The 18654-nt window shown below is 65.0% G+C and carries 30 protein-coding genes and 1 pseudogene; 3 read left to right on the forward strand and 28 right to left on the reverse strand.

Annotated features, from left to right (window positions below):
- Nucleotide 1: 1 nt before the first annotated feature.
- The 3 genes from glmS to cdaA all read right to left on the reverse strand — a co-directional run bounded on the left by glmS (nucleotide 2) and on the right by cdaA (nucleotide 3745).
- Nucleotides 2-1834, reverse strand: a complete 1833-nt coding sequence (gene glmS / locus VHK65_12210) for a glutamine--fructose-6-phosphate transaminase (isomerizing) (GenBank protein HVS06907.1) — start codon at nucleotides 1832-1834, stop codon at nucleotides 2-4.
- A gap of 89 nt (nucleotides 1835-1923) precedes the next feature.
- Nucleotides 1924-2820 carry a CdaR family protein gene (locus VHK65_12215; GenBank protein HVS06908.1) on the reverse strand — a complete coding sequence of 299 codons (897 nt, stop codon included), beginning with the start codon at nucleotides 2818-2820 and terminating at the stop codon, nucleotides 1924-1926.
- Between the two features lie 85 nt (nucleotides 2821-2905).
- On the reverse strand, nucleotides 2906-3745 hold the full coding sequence (gene cdaA, locus VHK65_12220) for a diadenylate cyclase CdaA (protein ID HVS06909.1): 840 nt from the start codon (nucleotides 3743-3745) through the stop codon (nucleotides 2906-2908).
- A gap of 25 nt (nucleotides 3746-3770) precedes the next feature.
- Here cdaA and VHK65_12225 point away from each other — a divergent pair, with 25 nt between their 5' ends.
- From VHK65_12225 to VHK65_12235, 3 genes are read left to right on the forward strand one after another with little or no spacing between them, the layout of a single operon-like run.
- Nucleotides 3771-4556, forward strand: coding sequence for an alpha/beta hydrolase (locus VHK65_12225; GenBank protein HVS06910.1), 786 nt, complete (start codon nucleotides 3771-3773; stop codon nucleotides 4554-4556).
- A 49-nt stretch (nucleotides 4557-4605) separates the two neighbouring features.
- Nucleotides 4606-4746: a hypothetical protein gene (locus VHK65_12230; GenBank protein HVS06911.1), complete on the forward strand. Its 141-nt coding sequence runs from the start codon at nucleotides 4606-4608 to the stop codon at nucleotides 4744-4746.
- A gap of 49 nt (nucleotides 4747-4795) precedes the next feature.
- Nucleotides 4796-6055, forward strand: coding sequence for an MFS transporter (locus VHK65_12235; protein ID HVS06912.1), 1260 nt, complete (start codon nucleotides 4796-4798; stop codon nucleotides 6053-6055).
- A 29-nt stretch (nucleotides 6056-6084) separates the two neighbouring features.
- On the opposite strand, the gene rpsI is transcribed toward VHK65_12235, so the two are convergent.
- From rpsI to rpmC, 25 genes and pseudogenes are all read right to left on the reverse strand, one after another.
- A complete protein-coding gene (rpsI, locus tag VHK65_12240; protein HVS06913.1) occupies nucleotides 6085-6483 on the reverse strand; it encodes a 30S ribosomal protein S9 in 399 nt (132 codons plus the stop codon).
- The gene (rplM, locus tag VHK65_12245) at nucleotides 6473-6946 is read right to left on the reverse strand and encodes a 50S ribosomal protein L13 (protein ID HVS06914.1); all 474 of its coding nucleotides are present in this window, start codon (nucleotides 6944-6946) and stop codon (nucleotides 6473-6475) included. The genes rpsI and rplM overlap by 11 nt, the downstream gene beginning before the upstream one ends.
- Nucleotides 6947-6950: 4 nt before the next feature.
- Nucleotides 6951-7676 (reverse strand): tRNA pseudouridine(38-40) synthase TruA, encoded by a 726-nt coding sequence (truA, locus tag VHK65_12250; protein HVS06915.1) that lies wholly within the window; start codon nucleotides 7674-7676, stop codon nucleotides 6951-6953.
- Nucleotides 7673-8029 carry a 50S ribosomal protein L17 gene (gene rplQ, locus VHK65_12255; GenBank protein HVS06916.1) on the reverse strand — a complete coding sequence of 119 codons (357 nt, stop codon included), beginning with the start codon at nucleotides 8027-8029 and terminating at the stop codon, nucleotides 7673-7675. Before rplQ ends, truA begins: the two co-directional genes overlap by 4 nt.
- Nucleotides 8030-8043: 14 nt before the next feature.
- Nucleotides 8044-9000, reverse strand: a complete 957-nt coding sequence (locus VHK65_12260; protein ID HVS06917.1) for a DNA-directed RNA polymerase subunit alpha — start codon at nucleotides 8998-9000, stop codon at nucleotides 8044-8046.
- A 25-nt stretch (nucleotides 9001-9025) separates the two neighbouring features.
- Entirely contained in the window at nucleotides 9026-9652 is a 627-nt protein-coding gene (gene rpsD, locus VHK65_12265) for a 30S ribosomal protein S4 (GenBank protein ID HVS06918.1), read from the reverse strand.
- Between the two features lie 2 nt (nucleotides 9653-9654).
- Complete coding sequence (gene rpsK / locus VHK65_12270) at nucleotides 9655-10047, reverse strand: 30S ribosomal protein S11 (protein HVS06919.1); 393 nt, start codon at nucleotides 10045-10047, stop codon at nucleotides 9655-9657.
- A gap of 3 nt (nucleotides 10048-10050) precedes the next feature.
- Nucleotides 10051-10434: a 30S ribosomal protein S13 gene (gene rpsM / locus VHK65_12275; GenBank protein ID HVS06920.1), complete on the reverse strand. Its 384-nt coding sequence runs from the start codon at nucleotides 10432-10434 to the stop codon at nucleotides 10051-10053.
- Nucleotides 10435-10442: 8 nt separating this feature from the next.
- On the reverse strand, nucleotides 10443-10556 hold the full coding sequence (rpmJ, locus tag VHK65_12280; protein HVS06921.1) for a 50S ribosomal protein L36: 114 nt from the start codon (nucleotides 10554-10556) through the stop codon (nucleotides 10443-10445).
- Nucleotides 10557-10559: 3 nt separating this feature from the next.
- The gene (gene infA, locus VHK65_12285) at nucleotides 10560-10766 is read right to left on the reverse strand and encodes a translation initiation factor IF-1 (GenBank protein ID HVS06922.1); all 207 of its coding nucleotides are present in this window, start codon (nucleotides 10764-10766) and stop codon (nucleotides 10560-10562) included.
- Nucleotides 10767-10893: 127 nt separating this feature from the next.
- Complete coding sequence (map, locus tag VHK65_12290; protein HVS06923.1) at nucleotides 10894-11664, reverse strand: type I methionyl aminopeptidase; 771 nt, start codon at nucleotides 11662-11664, stop codon at nucleotides 10894-10896.
- Nucleotides 11661-12329, reverse strand: coding sequence for an adenylate kinase (locus VHK65_12295; protein HVS06924.1), 669 nt, complete (start codon nucleotides 12327-12329; stop codon nucleotides 11661-11663). The genes map and VHK65_12295 overlap by 4 nt, the downstream gene beginning before the upstream one ends.
- 25 nt (nucleotides 12330-12354) lie before the next feature.
- Nucleotides 12355-13656, reverse strand: coding sequence for a preprotein translocase subunit SecY (secY, locus tag VHK65_12300; GenBank protein ID HVS06925.1), 1302 nt, complete (start codon nucleotides 13654-13656; stop codon nucleotides 12355-12357).
- 320 nt (nucleotides 13657-13976) lie between these two features.
- Nucleotides 13977-14417 (reverse strand): annotated as a pseudogene (gene rplO, locus VHK65_12305) (50S ribosomal protein L15).
- Complete coding sequence (rpmD, locus tag VHK65_12310; protein ID HVS06926.1) at nucleotides 14414-14596, reverse strand: 50S ribosomal protein L30; 183 nt, start codon at nucleotides 14594-14596, stop codon at nucleotides 14414-14416. The pseudogene rplO and the gene rpmD overlap by 4 nt, the downstream one beginning before the upstream one ends.
- A gap of 2 nt (nucleotides 14597-14598) precedes the next feature.
- The gene (rpsE, locus tag VHK65_12315; GenBank protein ID HVS06927.1) at nucleotides 14599-15174 is read right to left on the reverse strand and encodes a 30S ribosomal protein S5; all 576 of its coding nucleotides are present in this window, start codon (nucleotides 15172-15174) and stop codon (nucleotides 14599-14601) included.
- A 10-nt stretch (nucleotides 15175-15184) separates the two neighbouring features.
- Entirely contained in the window at nucleotides 15185-15553 is a 369-nt protein-coding gene (gene rplR / locus VHK65_12320) for a 50S ribosomal protein L18 (GenBank protein ID HVS06928.1), read from the reverse strand.
- Complete coding sequence (gene rplF, locus VHK65_12325) at nucleotides 15553-16113, reverse strand: 50S ribosomal protein L6 (GenBank protein ID HVS06929.1); 561 nt, start codon at nucleotides 16111-16113, stop codon at nucleotides 15553-15555. The genes rplR and rplF overlap by 1 nt, the downstream gene beginning before the upstream one ends.
- A gap of 3 nt (nucleotides 16114-16116) precedes the next feature.
- A complete protein-coding gene (gene rpsH, locus VHK65_12330; protein HVS06930.1) occupies nucleotides 16117-16515 on the reverse strand; it encodes a 30S ribosomal protein S8 in 399 nt (132 codons plus the stop codon).
- 16 nt (nucleotides 16516-16531) lie between these two features.
- Entirely contained in the window at nucleotides 16532-16717 is a 186-nt protein-coding gene (locus tag VHK65_12335) for a type Z 30S ribosomal protein S14 (protein ID HVS06931.1), read from the reverse strand.
- Between the two features lie 12 nt (nucleotides 16718-16729).
- Complete coding sequence (gene rplE / locus VHK65_12340; protein HVS06932.1) at nucleotides 16730-17353, reverse strand: 50S ribosomal protein L5; 624 nt, start codon at nucleotides 17351-17353, stop codon at nucleotides 16730-16732.
- Nucleotides 17350-17709 (reverse strand): 50S ribosomal protein L24, encoded by a 360-nt coding sequence (gene rplX / locus VHK65_12345; GenBank protein ID HVS06933.1) that lies wholly within the window; start codon nucleotides 17707-17709, stop codon nucleotides 17350-17352. The genes rplE and rplX overlap by 4 nt, the downstream gene beginning before the upstream one ends.
- Nucleotide 17710: 1 nt before the next feature.
- Entirely contained in the window at nucleotides 17711-18079 is a 369-nt protein-coding gene (gene rplN / locus VHK65_12350; GenBank protein ID HVS06934.1) for a 50S ribosomal protein L14, read from the reverse strand.
- Between the two features lie 8 nt (nucleotides 18080-18087).
- On the reverse strand, nucleotides 18088-18363 hold the full coding sequence (gene rpsQ, locus VHK65_12355; GenBank protein ID HVS06935.1) for a 30S ribosomal protein S17: 276 nt from the start codon (nucleotides 18361-18363) through the stop codon (nucleotides 18088-18090).
- Nucleotides 18360-18626, reverse strand: a complete 267-nt coding sequence (gene rpmC, locus VHK65_12360) for a 50S ribosomal protein L29 (GenBank protein ID HVS06936.1) — start codon at nucleotides 18624-18626, stop codon at nucleotides 18360-18362. The genes rpsQ and rpmC overlap by 4 nt, the downstream gene beginning before the upstream one ends.
- Nucleotides 18627-18654: the final 28 nt, after the last annotated feature.

Raw genomic sequence — 18654 nt, forward strand, 5'->3', positions numbered from 1 at the left:
CTTACTCTACGGTGACGCTCTTGGCCAGGTTGCGGGGCTGGTCGACGTTGCAGCCGCGCTCGGTCGCGACGAAATAGGCAAAGAGCTGCAGCGCGACGACATTGGGGATGGGCGACAGGAACTCGGAAACCGCCGGCACCTCGATACGGTCGAGCTGCACCTCGGCGAGCGTGTGATCGCCGTCCGTGATCAATGCCAGCACCGGCGCGTCCCTGGCAATGACCTCCTGGATGTTACTGACCATCTTCTCGAGCGTCGCCGCCTTGGTGGCGATCGCGAAGACGGGGAAATTCTGATCGAGCAGCGCGATCGGCCCATGCTTCAGCTCACCGGCCGCATAGCCCTCGGCATGCAGGTACGAAATCTCCTTGAGCTTCAGGGCGCCTTCGAGGGCAATCGGGTAGTTGATCCCCCGGCCGATGTACATGAAGTTGCGGTAGCCGGAGTACTTCCGCGCGAGCGCCTGGAACGCCTCAGCCCGATCGAGGACCTGCTGGACGGCGACCGGCAGGGCCTTCAACTCAGCCGCCAGCTCGCGCAGACGCTCGGGCGCCAGCCGGTGGCGGACCGCCGCCAGCCGGATCCCCAGCAAATACAGCGAGGTGAGATGGGCGATGAAGGTCTTGGTCGACGCCACGCCAATCTCCGGTCCGGCGTGCAAGTAGATGACGCCATCGCTTTCCAGGGCCATCGAGCTGCCGACGACGTTGGTGATGGAGACCACCTTCGCCTTGCGCTGCCTCGCCTCGCGGATGGCGGCCAGCGTGTCGGCGGTCTCGCCAGACTGGGAGACACCGATCACCAGCGTGTCCTGATCGATGATCGGCTGCCGGTAGCGGAATTCCGAAGCCGGCTCGACTTCGACTGGGATGCGCGCCAGGTCCTCGATGATGTATTTGCCGAGCAGGGCGGCATAGTACGACGTGCCGGCCGCCACCATCTTGATGTCGTGCACCTTGAGGAGCTGGCGATCGGTCAGTCCGAATTCCTCGAACGTGACCTCCCCCTCGTCGCTCAGGCGTCCCCGCAGCGCGTTGGAGACCGCCTCAGGCGCCTCGTTGATCTCCTTGGCCATGAAGTGCGGGAAGCCCCCCTTCTGGGCCTGGCTGATATCCCACTTGACCTCGATCACTTTGGGCTTGACGGCGGCACCGCCGATGGTGCTCACCTCGGGCCCGAGCTTGGTGATCGACACCATCTCGCCTTCGCCCAGCAGCAGGACCTTCTTCGTATACGGGATGACCGCGGTGATGTCGGAGGCGACGAACCATTCCTTGTCACCGATCCCGACCACGAGTGGGGCATTCAGGCGGGCGCCGATCAAGAGGTCGGGGTCGCGCTGGGAGAAGATCGCCATCGCATAAGCGCCCCGCAGTTTCGCCAGCGCCTCCCGGACGGCCGCCACCAGGTCGCCCTTGTCGAACTCCTCGATCAGGTGGGGCACGACCTCGGTGTCCGTTTCGGAGATGAAGACATGGCCCTTCGCCTGCAGGTCCTTCCGCAGCTCCGCAAAGTTCTCGATGATGCCGTTGTGGATCACCATGATCTGCCTGTGGCAGTCGGTGTGGGGATGGGCGTTGATGACGGTGGGGCGGCCGTGCGTCGCCCAGCGGGTGTGGCCGATGCCGAGCCGGCCCTGGGGCATCTCCTCGGTGAGGCGCTCGACCAGCGTGTCGACCTTGGCGGCGCTCTTCACCACGGAGGTCTGGCCGTCCGCCTCGTTGAAAATGGCGACCCCGGCGGAATCATAGCCACGGTACTCGAGCCGCTTGAGGCTCTCCATGATGATGGGCGCCGCCGAGCGCTCGCCCAGGTAGCCAATAATCCCGCACATACCCCGGCCTCCTATGTTCCCACTCCGGACACGCTCAAACGAGCGAACTCAGTTCGCTGTTTTGGTTAAACGGGCGTGTCGGCCCAAAGTTACGGGCTGGAGCTAGGCGAGGCTCCGGCGATCGGAGCGATAAAGACATGGACCTGGACCGTCTTCTGATTCACCGTGACCCCATCCGGCGGCCGGATGTTAACCGTCCTGACGATGTCGGCCTTGGCGCCGGTGAGGTCGATGGGATCGGTCGCGAGCAGCGCCAGCCCGGCCAGGATGTTGGCGAGGCCGGTCGCTTGCACGACTTGGGGCGCGACCTGGACGCCGGTCAGCCGGTAGCCTGTGGCTGGCTGCCCGGTGAGCGTGAACCCGACGCCCTTGTCAACGGTGATGGCGTCGGCCTGGACGACCATTTTCACCGTCACGTTGGCCGGGCTCACGGTCATCGATTTTGTCACGGGTTTCTTGTTCTGGTCCCAGAGGACGACCGAGAACGGCTGCGTGAAGCCGGGGGCGTTGACCGAGTCCATTTCAATGAGAACCACCGCCTGGATGCCCGCCAACTGGCTCTTCGGTCCGTCGACGCGGACGCTCGGCGGTGTCACTGTGGTGGCGGCGGTCTGCTCATGGTAGCCGGACACAAGGGCCTTGACCCGTTCGATCGAAACCGGCAGGTTGCTCGATCCCAGCTCGTCGATCGTGACGGACACCGAGCTGGGCGCGACAACGGTGATCGACGGGTCGGAGTTATTGACCCGGATAGGGACGTCATTCTTTCCGACCTTTACTCCGGAAAAATTGCCGGTGATATGCAGCATGCCCGGGTTGACGCGCAGCAGGGCATCAAACGACCGCATATGGTCGGTGGTCCCGATGGCGGTGATCGTGACCGACGGCACGTCGCCGACCAGGACGAGCCCAGAAGGCACCGCGGGCGTGTCCATCTTCAAGCTGTACTTGTGATCCTGAGTAGGGTTCTGGGCGTAGGCGACCACGCTCCAGAGCGCGACAGCAAATGCGATCGCCAGCAGCTTGAGTCGGAGGTTGGCGAGCAGGATGGTTATCTTACCCGGCCCCGCGCTATCGACGCCAGACAGGGAGCGGCGGACGATGGAGCTCGGTACGGGGCTGGAGCAGCGAGGTCAGCACCTGCCGCAGCCGGTCGGGGTCGAGGTTGCGCAGGAGCTTTCCCTCGTGGGCCACGGCGATCTGGCCGAGCTCCTCGCTGAGGATCAGGACGACGGCGTCCGTCTGCATCGAGAGGCCGAGCCCGGCGCGGTGGCGGGTTCCCATCCGTTCGCGGACTGTCCCTTCCTCCGCCAGGGGTAGGACGCAGCCGGCGGCCAGGATCTGGTTTCCGCGGACGATGACGGCACCATCGTGGAGCGGCGAGTTCGGGAAGAAGATCGCCTCCAGGAATTCCGCGGTGAGCTCGCCATTGATCCGGATGCCGCTGTTGGCGTAGTTCTCCAATCCGGTTTCCTTCTCGAAGACGATTAGCGCTCCGGTGAAGCGCTGCGTCAGCTTGGTGGTGGCCCGGATCACCTCGTCGATCATCCGGTTGAAGATCTGGAGGTTGTAGTGCGCCAGCGGGCGGCCGATGAAACCGATCCGCCCGAACTGGTCGAGCGCTCGGCGGATCTCCGGCTGGAAGAGCACGATGATGCCGACCAGGATGGCGGGGGCGGCATTACGGAAGATCCAGGAGAGGAGGCGCAGATCGAGCAGGCTGGCGAGCAGGCCGATCAGGGCGAGGAGGAGCACGCCGAACATCAGCTGGACAGCCTGGGTCCCCCGGACCAGCAGGAACAGCCGGTAGAGGAAGAACGCCACCAGGCCGATGTCGATCACGTCGAGAACGTGCCGCCAGATGTTCCCGCTCTGAAGGAACACCAGGATGTCGCGCAAGATGACGTCCACTAGCGGTCACTAGTATCGTCTAACCTTGGCCGAGCAGCCACCCGACTTCCGTCCGCTCAGGGTGGTGTATTCCGTCCCTGGGATGGATCGGATTCAACGCCAGCGTGACCTCGTTTACAAGTCATTGCCAGCCGGGACGCTCCTCATGGATATCTACCGGCCTGCCCCCGCCGCGGGAGGGGCACTCCCGGCGGTGATCCTTGTCCATGGAGACGGCCCGGCGGACTGGTTGAAGGACATCAAGGACTGGGGCCAGTACGTGTCGTGGGGAGAACTGCTCGCGGCATCAGGCTTGGTCGCGATTACGTTCAACCACCGTTCAACCCAAGGATGGATCCGCATTCCTGACGCAGCAGTGGATGTCGAGGATCTCGTGGCGCTCGTCCGGGCTCGGGCGAGCACCTGGAATGTTGATCCCGATCGACTCGCCATCTGGGTCGCGTCAGCGGGAGGCTTCCTGGGTGCGCACGTGGCGGTCACGAACCGACCGGGCGTGCGAAGCCTGGTGGTTTATTACGGATCGATGGTGCCGCCACCTGTGGCTGGCGTTGAGCTCGAGCGGTTTTCGGCGCCACTCCGGATGGGCAAGAATGGGCCATCGATCTTCGTGGCCAGGGCGGGACTTGACCATGCGGGACTCAACGAGACGCTCGATCGTTTCGCAGACTCGGCCCTGAAGGCGGGCCTCGACCTAGAACTTCATAACCACGCCGATGGGAGGCACGCATTCGATGTCCTCGACCCTAGCCCCCGGTCGCGCGAGATCATCGCCCGCAGTATCGACTTCCTGAAATCGCGGTTATTGTCTTAGGCCAGCTGAGCCTAGGCCAACCGTTTAGACTCCAAGGATGATTTTGAGTATGGCGGCCGCTCTCATCGTGCCCCTGATCTCGACGGCTATTACGACCAGCAAGATCATCGCCGGCGTGGTGGTCCTGGTCATCCTCATCGCCGCGGTTGTCTGGTGGATGTCGCGGCGTCGAGGTAGCCCTCGAGCGTAGCCCGGATCTAACCGTCGGCGTCGTCATCGGCTGCTAGCCTGTGCCGGCAATGCTGGGAGGCAGTCGGCTCTGGCGTCACCCCGACTTCCTGAAGCTCTGGTCGGGCCAGACCATCAGCGTGATCGGCGGCGAGATCACCGTGCTCGCCTTGCCCACCCTCGCCATCCTGCAGTTCCACACCAGCGCGATGGTCATCGGGCTGCTCGTCGGGACCCAACGGCTCCCCTTCCTCGTCCTCACGCTCTTCACCGGCGTCCTCGCCGACCGTGTTCGACGCCGGCCCCTGATGATCATCGCCGATGCCGGACGAGCGATCGCGCTGGCGTCGATCCCGCTGGCCTTTCTGCTCAACGGCCTGACGCTCGCCCAGCTCTTCGTGGTCGCGCTCTGCATGGGAATCGGGAACGTCCTCTTCGACGTCGCCTACCTCGCCTACCTGCCCTCCCTCGTCGGCAAGGCGGACATCGTGGAGGGAAACAACAAGCTGAACACGAGCTTCTCCATCGCCCTGCTTGCCGGGCCGGGCCTAGGTGGCGTCCTCGTGCAGGCGATCGGCGCGGCGCGCACGATCGGCATCAACGCCTTCTCCTACGTGATCTCGGTTCTTACGCTGCTCTGGATCCGCGAGCCCGAACCGCTGCCCAGGAGGGTCGGCGCGCAATCCAGCGTGATGGCCGAGCTGCGGGAGGGCATTCGCCTGGTCTTTCACCATCCGCTCCTACGCAGCCTGCTGGCCATGATGACAAGCCTTTCGATCGCGGAGCAGCTCGCCCTTCCGATCTACCTCGTCTTTTTCTACCGCCAGCTCCACCTGACCCCGGCCGAAGCGGGCCTCATCTTCGCCGCCTTCGGGGTTGGCGCCCTCGTCGGCTCCGTACTGTCCAGCCGGTTGGTGGCGACGCTGGGCCTGGGGCGCGCGATCCTCGTGGGGGTGAGCGGCTCGCCGGTCGGTCTCGCCATGATCCCGCTCGCACTCTTCCTCCCCCCGGTCCCCTGGCTCTGTTTCGCGAACTTCGTCGCCGCCGTCGCGATCACCGTGATGGACATTCAGCAGGTCAGCCTCAGGCAATCGTTAACCCCCTCCCATCTGCAAGGACGCATGAACGCGACCTTCCGCACGTTCTTTTGGGGCGTCTGGCCTCTGGCCAATTTCGCCGGCGGCTTCCTCGCCGATCGCATCGGATTCGTGCCCACCTTCCTGATCGCCGCCGGGGTGGGACTGCTCCCGGTCATCATCGTGATCGCGACGCCGATCGGCCGGCTGCGGACCCACGCCGAGGTCGCGCCCGAGCGGGCACAGCCCGGGTAACAGGAGTGAACGCGGCCGGCCGCGTCCGGTTAGCGCTTGGTGTACTGCGGGGCTTTGCGGGCGCGCTTGAGGCCGGGCTTCTTCCGTTCCTTCATGCGCGGGTCGCGGGTCAGCATACCGTGCTTCTTCAACACGGGCCGCATCGCCAGGTCGGCCACGCACAAAGCGCGGGCGATGCCGTGCTGCACAGCCCCGGCCTGGCCGGACATGCCGCCGCCATCGACCATGGCGCTGACGTTGAAACGCTTGCTGGTCTCGGTGAGCTTGAGGGGCTCGACCACTACCATCTCCAGCATCCGCCGGCCGAAGTACTGCAGCGGCGGCTTGTTGTTCACCGTGATCGTGCCCTCACCGGGATAGAGGCGAACACGCGCGACAGCATTCTTGCGCCGTCCGGTGCCGTAGTAGTAGGTGGCGTTATCGGCCAATGACTTCTATATCTCCTTTACTTCCGAAGCGGATTGGCACCGGCTGCTGCGCCTTGTGCGGATGCGCGTCGCCGACGTAAACCTTCAAGCGGCGAAGCTGTTCCTTGCCCAGCGTCCCATGCTGCAGCATCCCGGACACCGCGTGCCGGAAGGGATAGGTCGGATGCTTGACGACCATGTCGCCGTAGGCGCGCTTGCGAAGGCCGCCGGGATAGCCGGTGTACGAGGTGTAGATCTTGTCGGTCGGCTTCTTGCCGGTCACCTTGATTCCCTTGACGTTGACGACGATGACGTGGTCGCCCGTGTTCAGGTGTGGGGTGTACATCGGCTTGTGCTTGCCGCGCAGCACTTTCGCCACGTTGGCCGCAAGCCGGCCCAGCGTCTGCCCGTTGGCATCCACGATGTACCAGCCGGCCGTGATCTCCGATGGTTTGGCGGTGTAGGTCTTTCCTGGTTGTGGCATCGCTCTAGTACTCCACCGCAACCTGTACCAGCCCCTGGGCTGGCGCGAGGCGTAATCCGGTCGTCGACCCGCCCAGCAGGGCATCGATCCATTCCACCGGCTGGCGGCGGCGACCGACGTCGACCAGCGCACCGGCGATGCGGCGCACCATGCCGTAGAGAAAGGCGTCGGCCGCGACCGCGATCGTGACCCAGTCGCCGGCGCCGCTCACCTTGACCTCGTGGACATGGCGCACGGTGTGGCCGCCGGGTCGCGGGCTCCGGCCGAATGCGCGGAAGTCGTGCCTCCCGGCCAGGCGGTCCCCGGCCGCCTGCATGGCGGTGACGTCCAGCGTGTCATGCAGGCCCCAGGCGTACTGCCGCTGGTACGCGCCCCGGGGGAGCGCCTGGCGGATCCGGTAGGCGTAGAGGCGGGCCCGCGCCGAGTAGCGGGCGTTGAAGCTGTCATCGACGGCTTCGGCACGCCGAACCGCGATGTCCGGAGCCAGGCGGGCGTTGAGCGCGCCAGGCAATTGTTCAACCGGAAACGCGCGCTCGAGGCGGAAGTTGACCACCTGACCGAGCGCATGCACGCCGGCATCGGTGCGGCCGGCAGCCGTCAGCAGCGGTGATTCGCCGGTGAGGGACTGGACCGCCTCCCGCAACGCCCCTTCGACCGTCGGTGCGCCCGCCTGTGCCTGCCACCCCTGGTAGCGCGTGCCTTCGTACTCGATGGTGAGTTTGACGTTCATCGGTCGACGAGCTCTACCAGGACCATCGGCGCGCCGTCGCCCTGGCGTGGGCCAATCTTCAGCACACGGGTATAGCCGCCCGGGCGCTCCTTCATGCGCGGCATCAGCTTGGTGAAGAGGCGCTCGGTGACCTCACGGTCTTCCACGATCGCGTCCACCGCCCGGCGGGCGGCGACGTTGTCGTTCTTGGCCGTTGTGATGACCGTCTCAACCCAGCGGCGCAGCTCCTTACCCTTGGCCTCGGTTGTTTCGATGCGGCCGTGGTCGAGCAGGGACGTGACCAGGTTGCGGCGCATCGCCTTGCGATGCGCCGTGCTCCGGCTGAACTTGCGTCCCGCCTTCTGATGCCGCACCCGCCGCTGGCCTCCTAGACCAGGACCTTGGTCAGCTCTTCCGGCGTCAGGAAGCCGCGCTGAACCAATTTTTCCTTGATCTCGTCCAAGGACTTCCGGCCGAAGTTGCGCAGGCTCAGCAGGTCCTCCTCGCGCAGCGCTACCAGCTGGCCAATCTTAGTGATCTCATTGGCTTTCAGGCAGTTGAGGGCGCGAACGGAAAGATCGAGGTCCTCGATCGGCGTGTCCGCCAGGCGCGAGGAGACGTCATTTCCTTTCTGCTGAGGCACGTCGGCATCCTTGATCCGCTCGGTGAAGCGGGTGAAGAGGCCCAGGTGCGACGTGAACTGCTTGGCCGCCTCGCTGATGGCCTGATCCGGAACGATCGTCCCATCGGTCCAGACCTCGAGGATCAGCTTGTCCCAGTCCGTTTCCTGGCCGACGCGGGTCTTCTCGATGAGGAAGTTGGCCTTCACTACCGGGCTGAAGATGGCATCGATCGGAATCACGCCGATCGGCTGGCCTTCCTTCTTGTTCCGCTCGGCGGGCACATAGCCCTTGCCGCGCTCGACCGTCAGCTCCATGCGGAGCCGGCCCTTGTTGCTGTCGAGGGTGCAGATGTAGAGCTCGGGGTTGACGATCTCGACGTCACTCGGCGCCTGGATGTCCGACGCCTTGACCTCGCGCGGGCCGGTTACGTCCAGCGTGAGGCGGACGGGGTCGTCACTGTAGGAGATCAGGTTCAGCCCCTTGAGGTTGAGGATGATCTCGGTCACGTCTTCCTTGACGTATGGGATCGAGGAAAACTCGTGCGCCACACCCTCGATCGAGACCGAGGTGACGGCGGCGCCCTTCAGCGTGGAGAGCAGGACGCGGCGCAGCGCGTTGCCGAGCGTTGTGCCGAAGCCGGGCTCCAGCGGCTCGATCTCGAACTTTCCATAAGTGGCGGAGTTCTCGATGCTTTTGACTTGGGGTTGGGCGATATCGATCATGGTTCTCCTTGTATGAATGGGTTCGCTAGCGCGAATAAAACTCGACGATCAGTTGCTCCTGGATGGTCTGGTCCATGTCGTCGCGTCCGGGTTGCGCGGTGACCTTCGCGGTCATGTTGTCTTTGTCCAGGCTCAGCCAGGGAACGACGGGCCGCTGCTCGCCGGCGTCGAGGGCATTCTTGATGCGATCGACCTCCTTGCTCTTGTCCTTGATCGCGATCACGTCGCCGATGCGCACGGCATAGGACGGGATGTTGACGAGCCGGCCGTTGACGGTGACGTGTCGATGCGAGACGAGCTGCCGGGCATCACGCCGCGAGGCGGCGAAGCCAACCCGGTAGACGACGTTGTCCAGCCGCGTCTCTAGGAGGCGGAGCAGGTTGAGGCCGGTGACGCCGGCCATCTTCGCCGCGCGGTCGAAGTAGAGCCGGAACTGGCCCTCGAGCAGGAAGTAGATCCGGCGTGCGCGCTGCTTGGCCCGTAACTGGATCCCATAGTCGGACACCTTGCGGCGGCGGACCTGAGTGTGCATGCCGGGCGGCATCGCCCGCCGGTCGAGGGTGCACTTCGTAAAGCACTTCTCCCCCTTGAGGAAGAGCTTGACGCCCTCCCGGCGGCAGTGACGGCAGACGGGGCCTTCGTAGCGGGCCATCGCTAGACTCGCCTCCGCTTCGGTGGTCGGCAACCGTTGTGGGGGATGGGCGTGACGTCCGTGATCGCCGTGACTTCGAGACCCGCCGCCTGCAGCGAACGGATGGCGGCCTCGCGGCCGGCTCCCGGTCCCTTGACGAAGATCTCAATCTGCTTGAGGCCGTGCTCCATCGCGCGCCGCGCCGTCGCTTCGGCGGTGATCTGGGCGGCGAAGGGCGTGCTCTTGCGCGACCCCTTGAAGCCCTGGCTGCCGGCGCTGCCCCAGGCGAGCACGTTGCCCTGGGCGTCGGTCAACGACACCACGGTGTTGTTGAAGGTGGACTGGATGTGTGCCTGGCCCACCGTGACGTGCTTCTTCTCGCGGCGGCGGGTGCGGACGACTTTCTTCTTCGGCATGCCTTACTTCTTTGCCTCTGCCTTCTTGCGCACGCCGACCGTCTTGCGCGGGCCGCGGCGGGTACGGGCGTTGGTGCGGGTCCGCTGCCCGCGGACGGGCAGGCCGCGCCGGTGGCGCAGGCCACGATAGGTCCCGATCTCCATCAGGCGCTTGATATTGAGCGCGATCTCGCGGCGAAGCTCGCCTTCAACCTTGGCTTCCTTGTCGAGAACGTCGCGGAGGCGGCCGATCTGCTCGTCGTTCAGGTTCTTGACGCGCATGTTCGGATCGACGTTCGCGATCGTCAGGACACGCCGCGCGGTATGGGGACCGACCCCGAAGATGTAGGTAAGCGCGATTTCGACGCGCTTCTCGCGGGGAATATCAACGCCGGCAATTCGAGCCATCTACCCTCTTATCCCTGCCTCTGGTTGTGTTTCGGCGTCACGCAGATGACCCGCACCTGGCCGCCGCGCTTGATGACCTTGCACTTCGCGCATATTTTCTTGACCGACGCCCGAACTTTCATTTCTCACTCTGCCTTTCTGACGATTCGTCCACGCCCCGGATCGAGCGGTGACACCTCGACGCGGACGCGGTCACCCGGGATCACCCGGAGAAACCGAAGCCGCGCGGCCGGCGCCACGTGAGCGACGATCCTGTGGCCGGTCTCGAGCTCGACACGGTAGAGCGCGTTGGGCATCGGCTCCACCACTCGTCCGACGACAATCCCCGTCATCAGCAAATACCCATGACGAGATCGCCGGATTTCCGGCGCACGAACGAATAGCTTACCACAAGATCGGCAGGGCTAAACGGCCCCCACCCTACCCTCCCCCGCAACTGGGGCAGGGACTGGCAATCCCTCATTGGCGCGCCGGGAGGGCCTTCTTCGAGACCGTCAGGATCTCGGGCCCGTCTGCGGTGATCGCCACCGAGTGTTCAAAGTAGGCGGACCAGAGGCCGTCGACTGTGACCACCGTCCAGCCATCATTCAAGAGGGCCACATCGGGCCCGCCGGCGTTCACCATCGGCTCGATCGCGAGCACCATCCCCGGCTTCAGTAGGGGCCCCGTGCCGGCGACGCCGAAATTGGGGACCTGGGGGTCCTCGTGCATGTCTCGGCCGATGCCGTGCCCAACAAACGACCGGACGACGGAAAAGCCGGCCTGCTCGACGTGCCGCTGGACGGCGGCGCTGATGTCGCCGATCCGGTTGCCGACGCGGGCCTGGTCGATCCCGATGCTCAGGGACTCTCGCGTGACGTCCATCAGCCGCTGCGCCTCGGCCGAGATCTTGCCGATGCCGACGGTGAGGCCGGCATCCGCCCAGAAGCCCCGGTGGATCAGGCCGGCGTCCAGGCTCAGGAGGTCGCCCTCGCGGAGCTTGCGGTTGGAGGGGATGCCATGGACGACGTGGTTATTCACGGAGGTGCAGATGGCGTTCTGGTACCCCTGGTAGCCGATGAACCCGGGGATACAGTCGCGCCCCCGGATGAAGCGATTCGCCTCGCGGTCCAGCTCGAGCAGGGTGACGCCGGGCCGCGCCATCGACTGCAGGTGGGCGAGGGCCTCGCCCAGGATGGCGCCCGCCTCCCGCATCAAGTCGATCTCGGCCGGCGACTTGTAGATGATCATCGTGAGCCGGCCCCCTTGCGAAGCGCGCTGAGCCGGCGGGTGATGTCGGAGCGTACGGCCTCCACTGACATCTGGCCGTCGATGTTCTCCAGCTTGTGCTGGGCCGTGTAGTAGTCGATCAAGGGCGCGGTGTGGGTGAGGAAGACGTCGATGCGGTGCGCCACGATCTCGGTGCGGTCGTCCGGCCGCTGGTAGAGCTCGCCGCCGTCGAGGGTGCAGCGCGGCAGCTCGCGCGCCTGTTGCGGCGTGAAGGTGTAGACCGCATGGCACGTCTTGCAGCTGTAGCGGTGCGACAGCCGGTCGATCAACACCTGGCGGCTGACCCGCAGGTAGATCACCGCATCGACCCGCCGCCCCAGCTGGTCGAGCATTGCGTCAAGGGCTTCGGCCTGGGCGACCGTCCGCGGGAAGCCATCGAGGATGAAGCCGCTCTTCGCATCCGGCTTCTTCAATCGCGTCTTGATGATGTCGATCATCAGCGCGTCCGGCACCAGCTCGCCGCGGTCCATGTAGCCCTTGACCTGCTCGCCGAGCGCCGACCCGGCCCGCCGCTGCTCGCGCAGCATGTCGCCGGTCGCGATCGCCGGGATGTGGTAGGTCTCGATCAGGGATCCCGTCTGGGTGCCTTTGCCGGCGCCGGGCGCGCCAAAAAGAATCAGATTCATAGGGACAGTTCGCGACCTGAGGTCGCTACTTTATGAACCCCTTGTATTGACGCATGATCAGCTGCGTCTCAATCTGTTTCATGGTGTCGAGCGCAACGCCGACCACGATCAGGATCGCGGTCCCTCCGAGGTACATGTTCTGCGTTGGTATTCGGGTCAGTGCCGTGGCCAGTAGCGGAATCAGCACGGTCACCCCACCGAGGAAGAGGGCGCCGGCAAAGGTGATCCGCGTCATGGTGCGGTCCAGGTACTGCGCCGTGGCCACGCCCGGACGGATGCCGGGGATGAAGGCGGCGTGCTTCTTCAGGTAGTCGGCCGTATCCACCGGGTCGAAGGTGACCGCGGTGTAGAAGTAGGTGAAGCCGAAGATGAGGACGAAGTAGACGAAGTTATAGAGGATGTCGGTCGGGATGTTGGGACCGGTCGGCACCCAGTAGGTGCGCAGCACCCGCGAGATCGTCCCCCACGGGTCGGGAGCCGTCGCCAGGAAGTTCCCGATGATGACCGGGAAGAACATGATTGAGATGGCGAAGATGATCGGGATGACTCCCGCCTGGTTGACACGGAGCGGCAGATGGGAACTTCGCCCCTGGTAGATCTTTCGGCCCACCACGCGCTGTGCCGACTGTATCGGGATCTTCCGCTGGGCCTGCTGCACCTCGATGATGAAGGCGGTGACCACGATCGCCAGGGCGGCGAAGAGCAGCATCGGCGCCAGGTTCGCGGAGCCGCCGCCGGTCAGCAGGTTGTAGATGGTGTTCGGGATCCGTCCCACGATGCCGGCGAAGATCACTAGCGAGATGCCGTTGCCGATCCCATACTCGGTGATCAGCTCACCGAACCACATCAGCATCACGGTGCCGGCGGTCAACGTGATCATGATCTCCACGATGCCCAGCCAGCTGAGGTTGGACAGGACGCCCTGGCGGCTGAAGACCAGCGTGAGGCCCCAGGCCTGAAGCAGGCCAAGGGCGACGGTGAGCCAGCGGGTCCAGCGGGTGATCTTGCGCCGACCGAACTCCCCTTCCTTGCTGAGCTCCTTCATCCGGGTGGAGACGACCGTCATCAGCTGCATGATGATCGAGGCGTTGATGTACGGGTTCACGCCCATGGCGATGATGGAGAAGGTCGACAGCCCGCCTCCCGAAAACAGGTCGAGCAGACCGAGGAAGGCATTGGTATTGAAGAGCTTGTCGAGGGCGGCCTTGTCGGCGCCGGGCACGGCGATGTGCGCCAGGATCCGGAACACGAGGAAGAGTCCGAGCGTGAAGAGGATCTTGCGGCGCAGCTCGGGAATACGGAGTGCGTTACCGATCGCTTCTAACATGCCTAGCTCTTCTTTTTATCCTTATCGGGTTTCGGGGAATCCTCCGAACCGGACGCACGGGTCGCCTGGCCTTTCTCGCCTCGCTCGCGTTTCTCGCCTCGATCGCGTTTCTCGCCTTTTTCGGCTTGCTCGCCCGGCTCGCCCGGCCCGCTCGCTTCGGCCTTCGCGCTCTGCTCGGCCTTCGCCTTGGCCTTCTTCGAGGCCTTGGCGGCCGCGGCGTCGACTTCCGATTCCGCTGCCTTCTCGACCGGCTCGGGCTTGACCGGCTTCGGCTGGTTCTTCGCACGCTTCGTCTTCGGGCGGATCGGCGGGGGAACCTCGATGACGGCGGCCGTCCCGCCGGCGGCCTCGATCTTGCGGCGCGCCTCCGCCGAAAACTGGTGGGCGTGGATCGTCAGCTTGCGCTTGAGGTCACCCGTGCCCAGGACCTTGATGCCGGCGCCGACGTCCTTGATGATGCCGGCCTCCAGCAGCGTTTCCGGGCGAATCTCCGCGCCCTCCTCGAAGCGGTTCAGCCGGGTCAGGTTCAGCACCGCGAACCGTTTCTTCCAGCGGTTGTGAAAGCCGCGGAGCTTGGGCGTCCGCATGGTCAGCCGCGTCTGGCCGCCCTCGAACGTCTTCGGCAGATTCACCGAGGTGCGGGCGCGCTGCCCCTTCTGGCCTCGGGTCGCGGTCTTCCCGTGGCCGGAGCCCGGCCCGCGACCGACCCGCTTGCGGGAGTGGTGCGACCCGGGCGATGGCTGGAGCTCGTGGAGCTTCACTTTGTCTCCTCCACTTTGACCAGGTGCCGGACTTTATGCACCATGCCGCGCAATTGCGGGCTGTCTTCGTGCTCCACCGTCTGGTTCAGACGGCGGAAGCCCAGCGCCTGGACGGTCCGTTCCTGGTCGGGCTTCTGCCCGATCACGCTGCGGACGTAGGTGATCTTCAATCGCGCCATGGTTAGCCGACCGGCTCCTCCACCGGCGCCTCGGCCGCTGCCGCCACCGGCTCTGGCTTCCTCCCGCGCCGGCTCAGCCGCTCCATCTCGTCGGCGGGTTTGCCCCGCGCCTGGGCGATGCTATCGGCTGTCTGCAGCGCCTGCAGCGCGGCGATCGTGGCACGGACGGTATTGACCGGATTGTTCGTGCCCAGCGATTTGGTGATCATGTCCTTGATGCCGGACAGCTCGACGACGGCGCGCATCGCGCCGCCCGAGCGAATGCCGGTGCCTGGCGCCGCCGGCTTGAGCAGCACCTTGGCGGCCCCCTTCTTCAAACGAATCTCGTGGGGGATGGTGGTCCCAACCATCGGCACCGTGATCAGGTGCTTCTTCGCCGACTCCACCGCTTTGCGGATGGCCTCGGGCACCTCGCCAGCTTTACCGAGCCCGGCGCCGACGCGGCCGTTCTGGTCGCCGACCACGACGAGGGCGCTGAACGAGAAGCGACGGCCGCCCTTGACGACCTTCGCCACCCGGTTCAGGTGAACGACTTTCTCCGTGAATTCCGACTGACCTCTTCCGTACTGGTAACTCATTCCTTCCCTTTTAGAACTTCAATCCGGCGCTGCGGGCGGCGTCGGCCAGCGCTTTGACCCGGCCGTGATACGGAAAGCCGCCACGATCGAACACGACCGTCTCGATGCCCGCCTGCCGGGCGCGCTGCGCGATGGACTTGCCCACGGCGGCGGCGCCTTCCGCACCCGAGGGTGACTTCAGGCTCTTGCGCAGGTCGGCGTCGGTCGTGGAGGCGGCCGCCAGCGTTCGTCCCGAGGCATCATCGATCACCTGGGCATAAACGTGGTGCAAGCTGCGGAAGATCGCCAGCCGCGGGCGCGTGGGACCGCCCACCAGGTGAGTCCGCAGCCGAACGTGCCGGCGGATGCGCGTATTGCGGCGATCAGCCTGCTTGTGCATTACTTCGCCGCTCCGGCACCGGTGGTCTTGCCGGTCTTACCCGCCTTGCGGCGAATACGCTCGCCACGGTAGAGGATGCCCTTGCCCTTGTAGGGTTCCGGGGGACGGATCTTCCGCACTTCGGCGGCCACCTGGCCGACATCTTCCTTGTTGGCGCCCTTGATGTTGATACGGGTCGGCTCGGGGACGTCGATCGTGATGCCCTTGGGCACCGGGTAACGGACCGGGTGCGAGAACCCCACATTGAGGACCAGTGCCTCGCCCTGGCGGGTGGCGCGATAGCCCACGCCGACCAGCTCGAGCTGTTTCTCGTACCCCTTGCTGACGCCTTCGATCATGTTCCAGACGAGCGTCCGGGTGAGCCCGTGCAACGACCGGTGCAGCTTCGATTCGCTCGGCCGCTCGACGACGACGGTGCCGTCTTTGACGGTGACCTTCATCGACGGATTCAGTTCGCGGCTGAGCTCGGCCTTGCCACTCTTGACCACCACCGTGTGATCGGTGAGCGTCACCGTCACGCCGCTGGGGATCTTGACCGGCAGCTTTCCAATCCTACTCACGGGTCACCAAACGTAGCACACGACCTCGCCGCCGAGGCCGGCCCTGGTTGCCTTCTGTCCCGACATGACGCCGTGTGAGGTCGACAGGATGACGATGCCGAGTCCCCCGAGCACCCGCGGAATCTCGGTCTTGCGCGCGTAGACGCGCAGGCCGGGCTTGCTGATCCGTCGGAGGCCGGCGAGTGACTTGCCGCGAGGCGTCTTGGGCTTGAACGTGATGTCGAGCTTCTGACCCTGTTCCGCGGCAGCGACATCGTAGGCGGCGATGTAACCCTCTTCCTTGAGAACGCGCGCGATCTCGACGCCCACGCGCGAGGCCGGGATGGCGACGCGCGAGTGCCCGGCGGTATTCGCGTTACGGATCCGGGTCAGCATGTCCGCGATGCTATCGGTGCTCATCAGTCCCTTGACTCCCTCCTCACCACGACGACTTCTTCACGCCCGGGACCTGTCCCTGCGATGAGAGTGTGCGGAAGCAGATGCGGCAGATGCCGAACTTCCGCATATACGCGCGCGGCCGTCCGCACAGGTTGCAGCGGTTGTGCTGCGAGACCGCGTGCTTATGTTTGCGGATTCCGCGATTGATCGTCGACTTCTTAGCCACTCAGTCTCAGCCTCACTTCCTGAAGGGGAACCCGAGCTCCGCCAGCAGCGCACGCGCCTCGTCGTCGGTGCGCGCGGTGGTGACGAAGGTCACCTCGAGACCCCGTAATTTATCGATCTTGTCGTATTCGATCTCTGGGAAAACCAGCTGCTCGCGCAGCCCGAGCGTGTAGTTGCCATGGCCGTCGAAGCCGCCGGGCGAGATGCCGCGAAAATCACGGATTCGGGGCAACCCGACCGAGAGCAGCTTGTCGACGAACTGATACATCCGCGCGCCGCGGAGCGTAACCTTGATGCCGATCGGCAGGCCCGCGCGCAACTTGAAGTTCGCGATCGCTTTCCGCGATTTCAGCACCACCGGCTGCTGGCCGGTGATCTTCTTCAGGTCGGCGGTGGCGGCGTCCAGCGCCTTGGGATTGGAGATCGACTCCCCGATCCCGATGTTCGCCACCACCTTGACCAGGCGCGGCACCTGCATGGCGTTGGTGTAGGCGAAGCGCTGGATCAGTGCCGGGACAATCTTGCCCTGGTAACGCTGCTTAAGCCTGAGCTCCGTCCCGGCCGGGCTGGAAACGACGCTGGGACCCTTCGGGCTTGGAGCGGCCTTCACGCCTTTCGAGCTCGCGGCTACGTTCATACCTTGTTCCTCACGCGCTCGTAGATCTCACCGCAGTTCACGCAGACGATCGCCTTTGTCCCATTGGACAGCACCGTCTTGCGGATGCGCGTCGGCTTGTCGCATTTGTTGCAGACGAGCATCACGTTGGAGTAGTCGAGCGGCGCCTCGAAGTCCACGATGCCGCCCTGGCGGACGGTCGTCGAGCCCTTTTGCTGGCCAGCGCGGGTGTGGCGCTTCAGGATGTTGACGCCCTTGACGACGATCTTGCCCGACTGGGGCACGGTGCGTACGACCACGCCGCGCTTGCCACGGTCCTTGCCGGACATGACCTGCACGGTGTCGTCGCGATGAATGTCGAGATGAAGCCGAGACATACTAGAGGACCTCCGGAGCCAGGGAAACGATCTTCATGAAGTTCTTGTCGCGAAGCTCGCGCGCCACCGGGCCGAAGATGCGGGTGCCGCGCGGGTTGTTTTGCGGGCCGAGGATGACGGCCGCGTTCTCGTCGAAACGAATGGTGGAGCCATCCTGCCGGCGGAATTCGCGCGAGGTCCGGACGACGACCGCCTTGACCACCTCGCTCTTCTTCACCTGGCCGCCGGGCGTCGCGACCGTCACGGCAGCCGTGATGACATCGCCGATGGAGGCGTACTTGCGGTAATGGCCGCCCATCACCCGGATCAACAGGATCTCACGCGCACCCGTGTTGTCCGCCACCTTCAACCGCGACTCTTGCTGGACCATGGCGACGGCTATTTCGCCTTCTCCACGATGGCGACGACGCGCCAACGCTTGTCGTGCGAGAGCGGCCGCGTCTCCATGATGCGGACGCGGTCGCCGACCTTGCACTGGTTCTGCTCGTCGTGCGCCTTGAATCGGGTGGCCTGCTGGATGTGCTTCTTGTACTTCGGGTGCTCCTTGAGGGTCTGCACCCGGACGATGACGGTCTTGTCCATCTTGTCGCTGATGACGGTGCCGGTGCGCGTCTTGCGCATCGCCCTCTCCGTCGTGTTCTCTTGATCGCTCATACGGTCTCCTCCACGGCGGCCTTGCGCCGGCGGGGCTTGGGCGGTGCGGGCTCCGGCGTGGTCGCGGGCTCGCCGGTGCGCTCCTTCAGGAAAATCTCGGTCAGGATCTGGGCCAGGTCGTGGCGCACGTGCCGGATCTGGCGGTGGTTCTGCAACTGGCCGGTCGCCATCTGGAAGCGCAGGTTGAACAGCTCCTGGCGGGAGTCCTTGAGCTTCTTCTGCAGATCAGGCATAGAGAGGGCCTGGAGGTCTTTCATCTTCATTTCTTCCCACCACCCTTGGCCGGCTTGG

This window comes from Candidatus Dormiibacterota bacterium, from assembly GCA_035544955.1.
GTDB lineage: Bacteria > Chloroflexota > Dormibacteria > CF-121 > CF-121 > CF-13.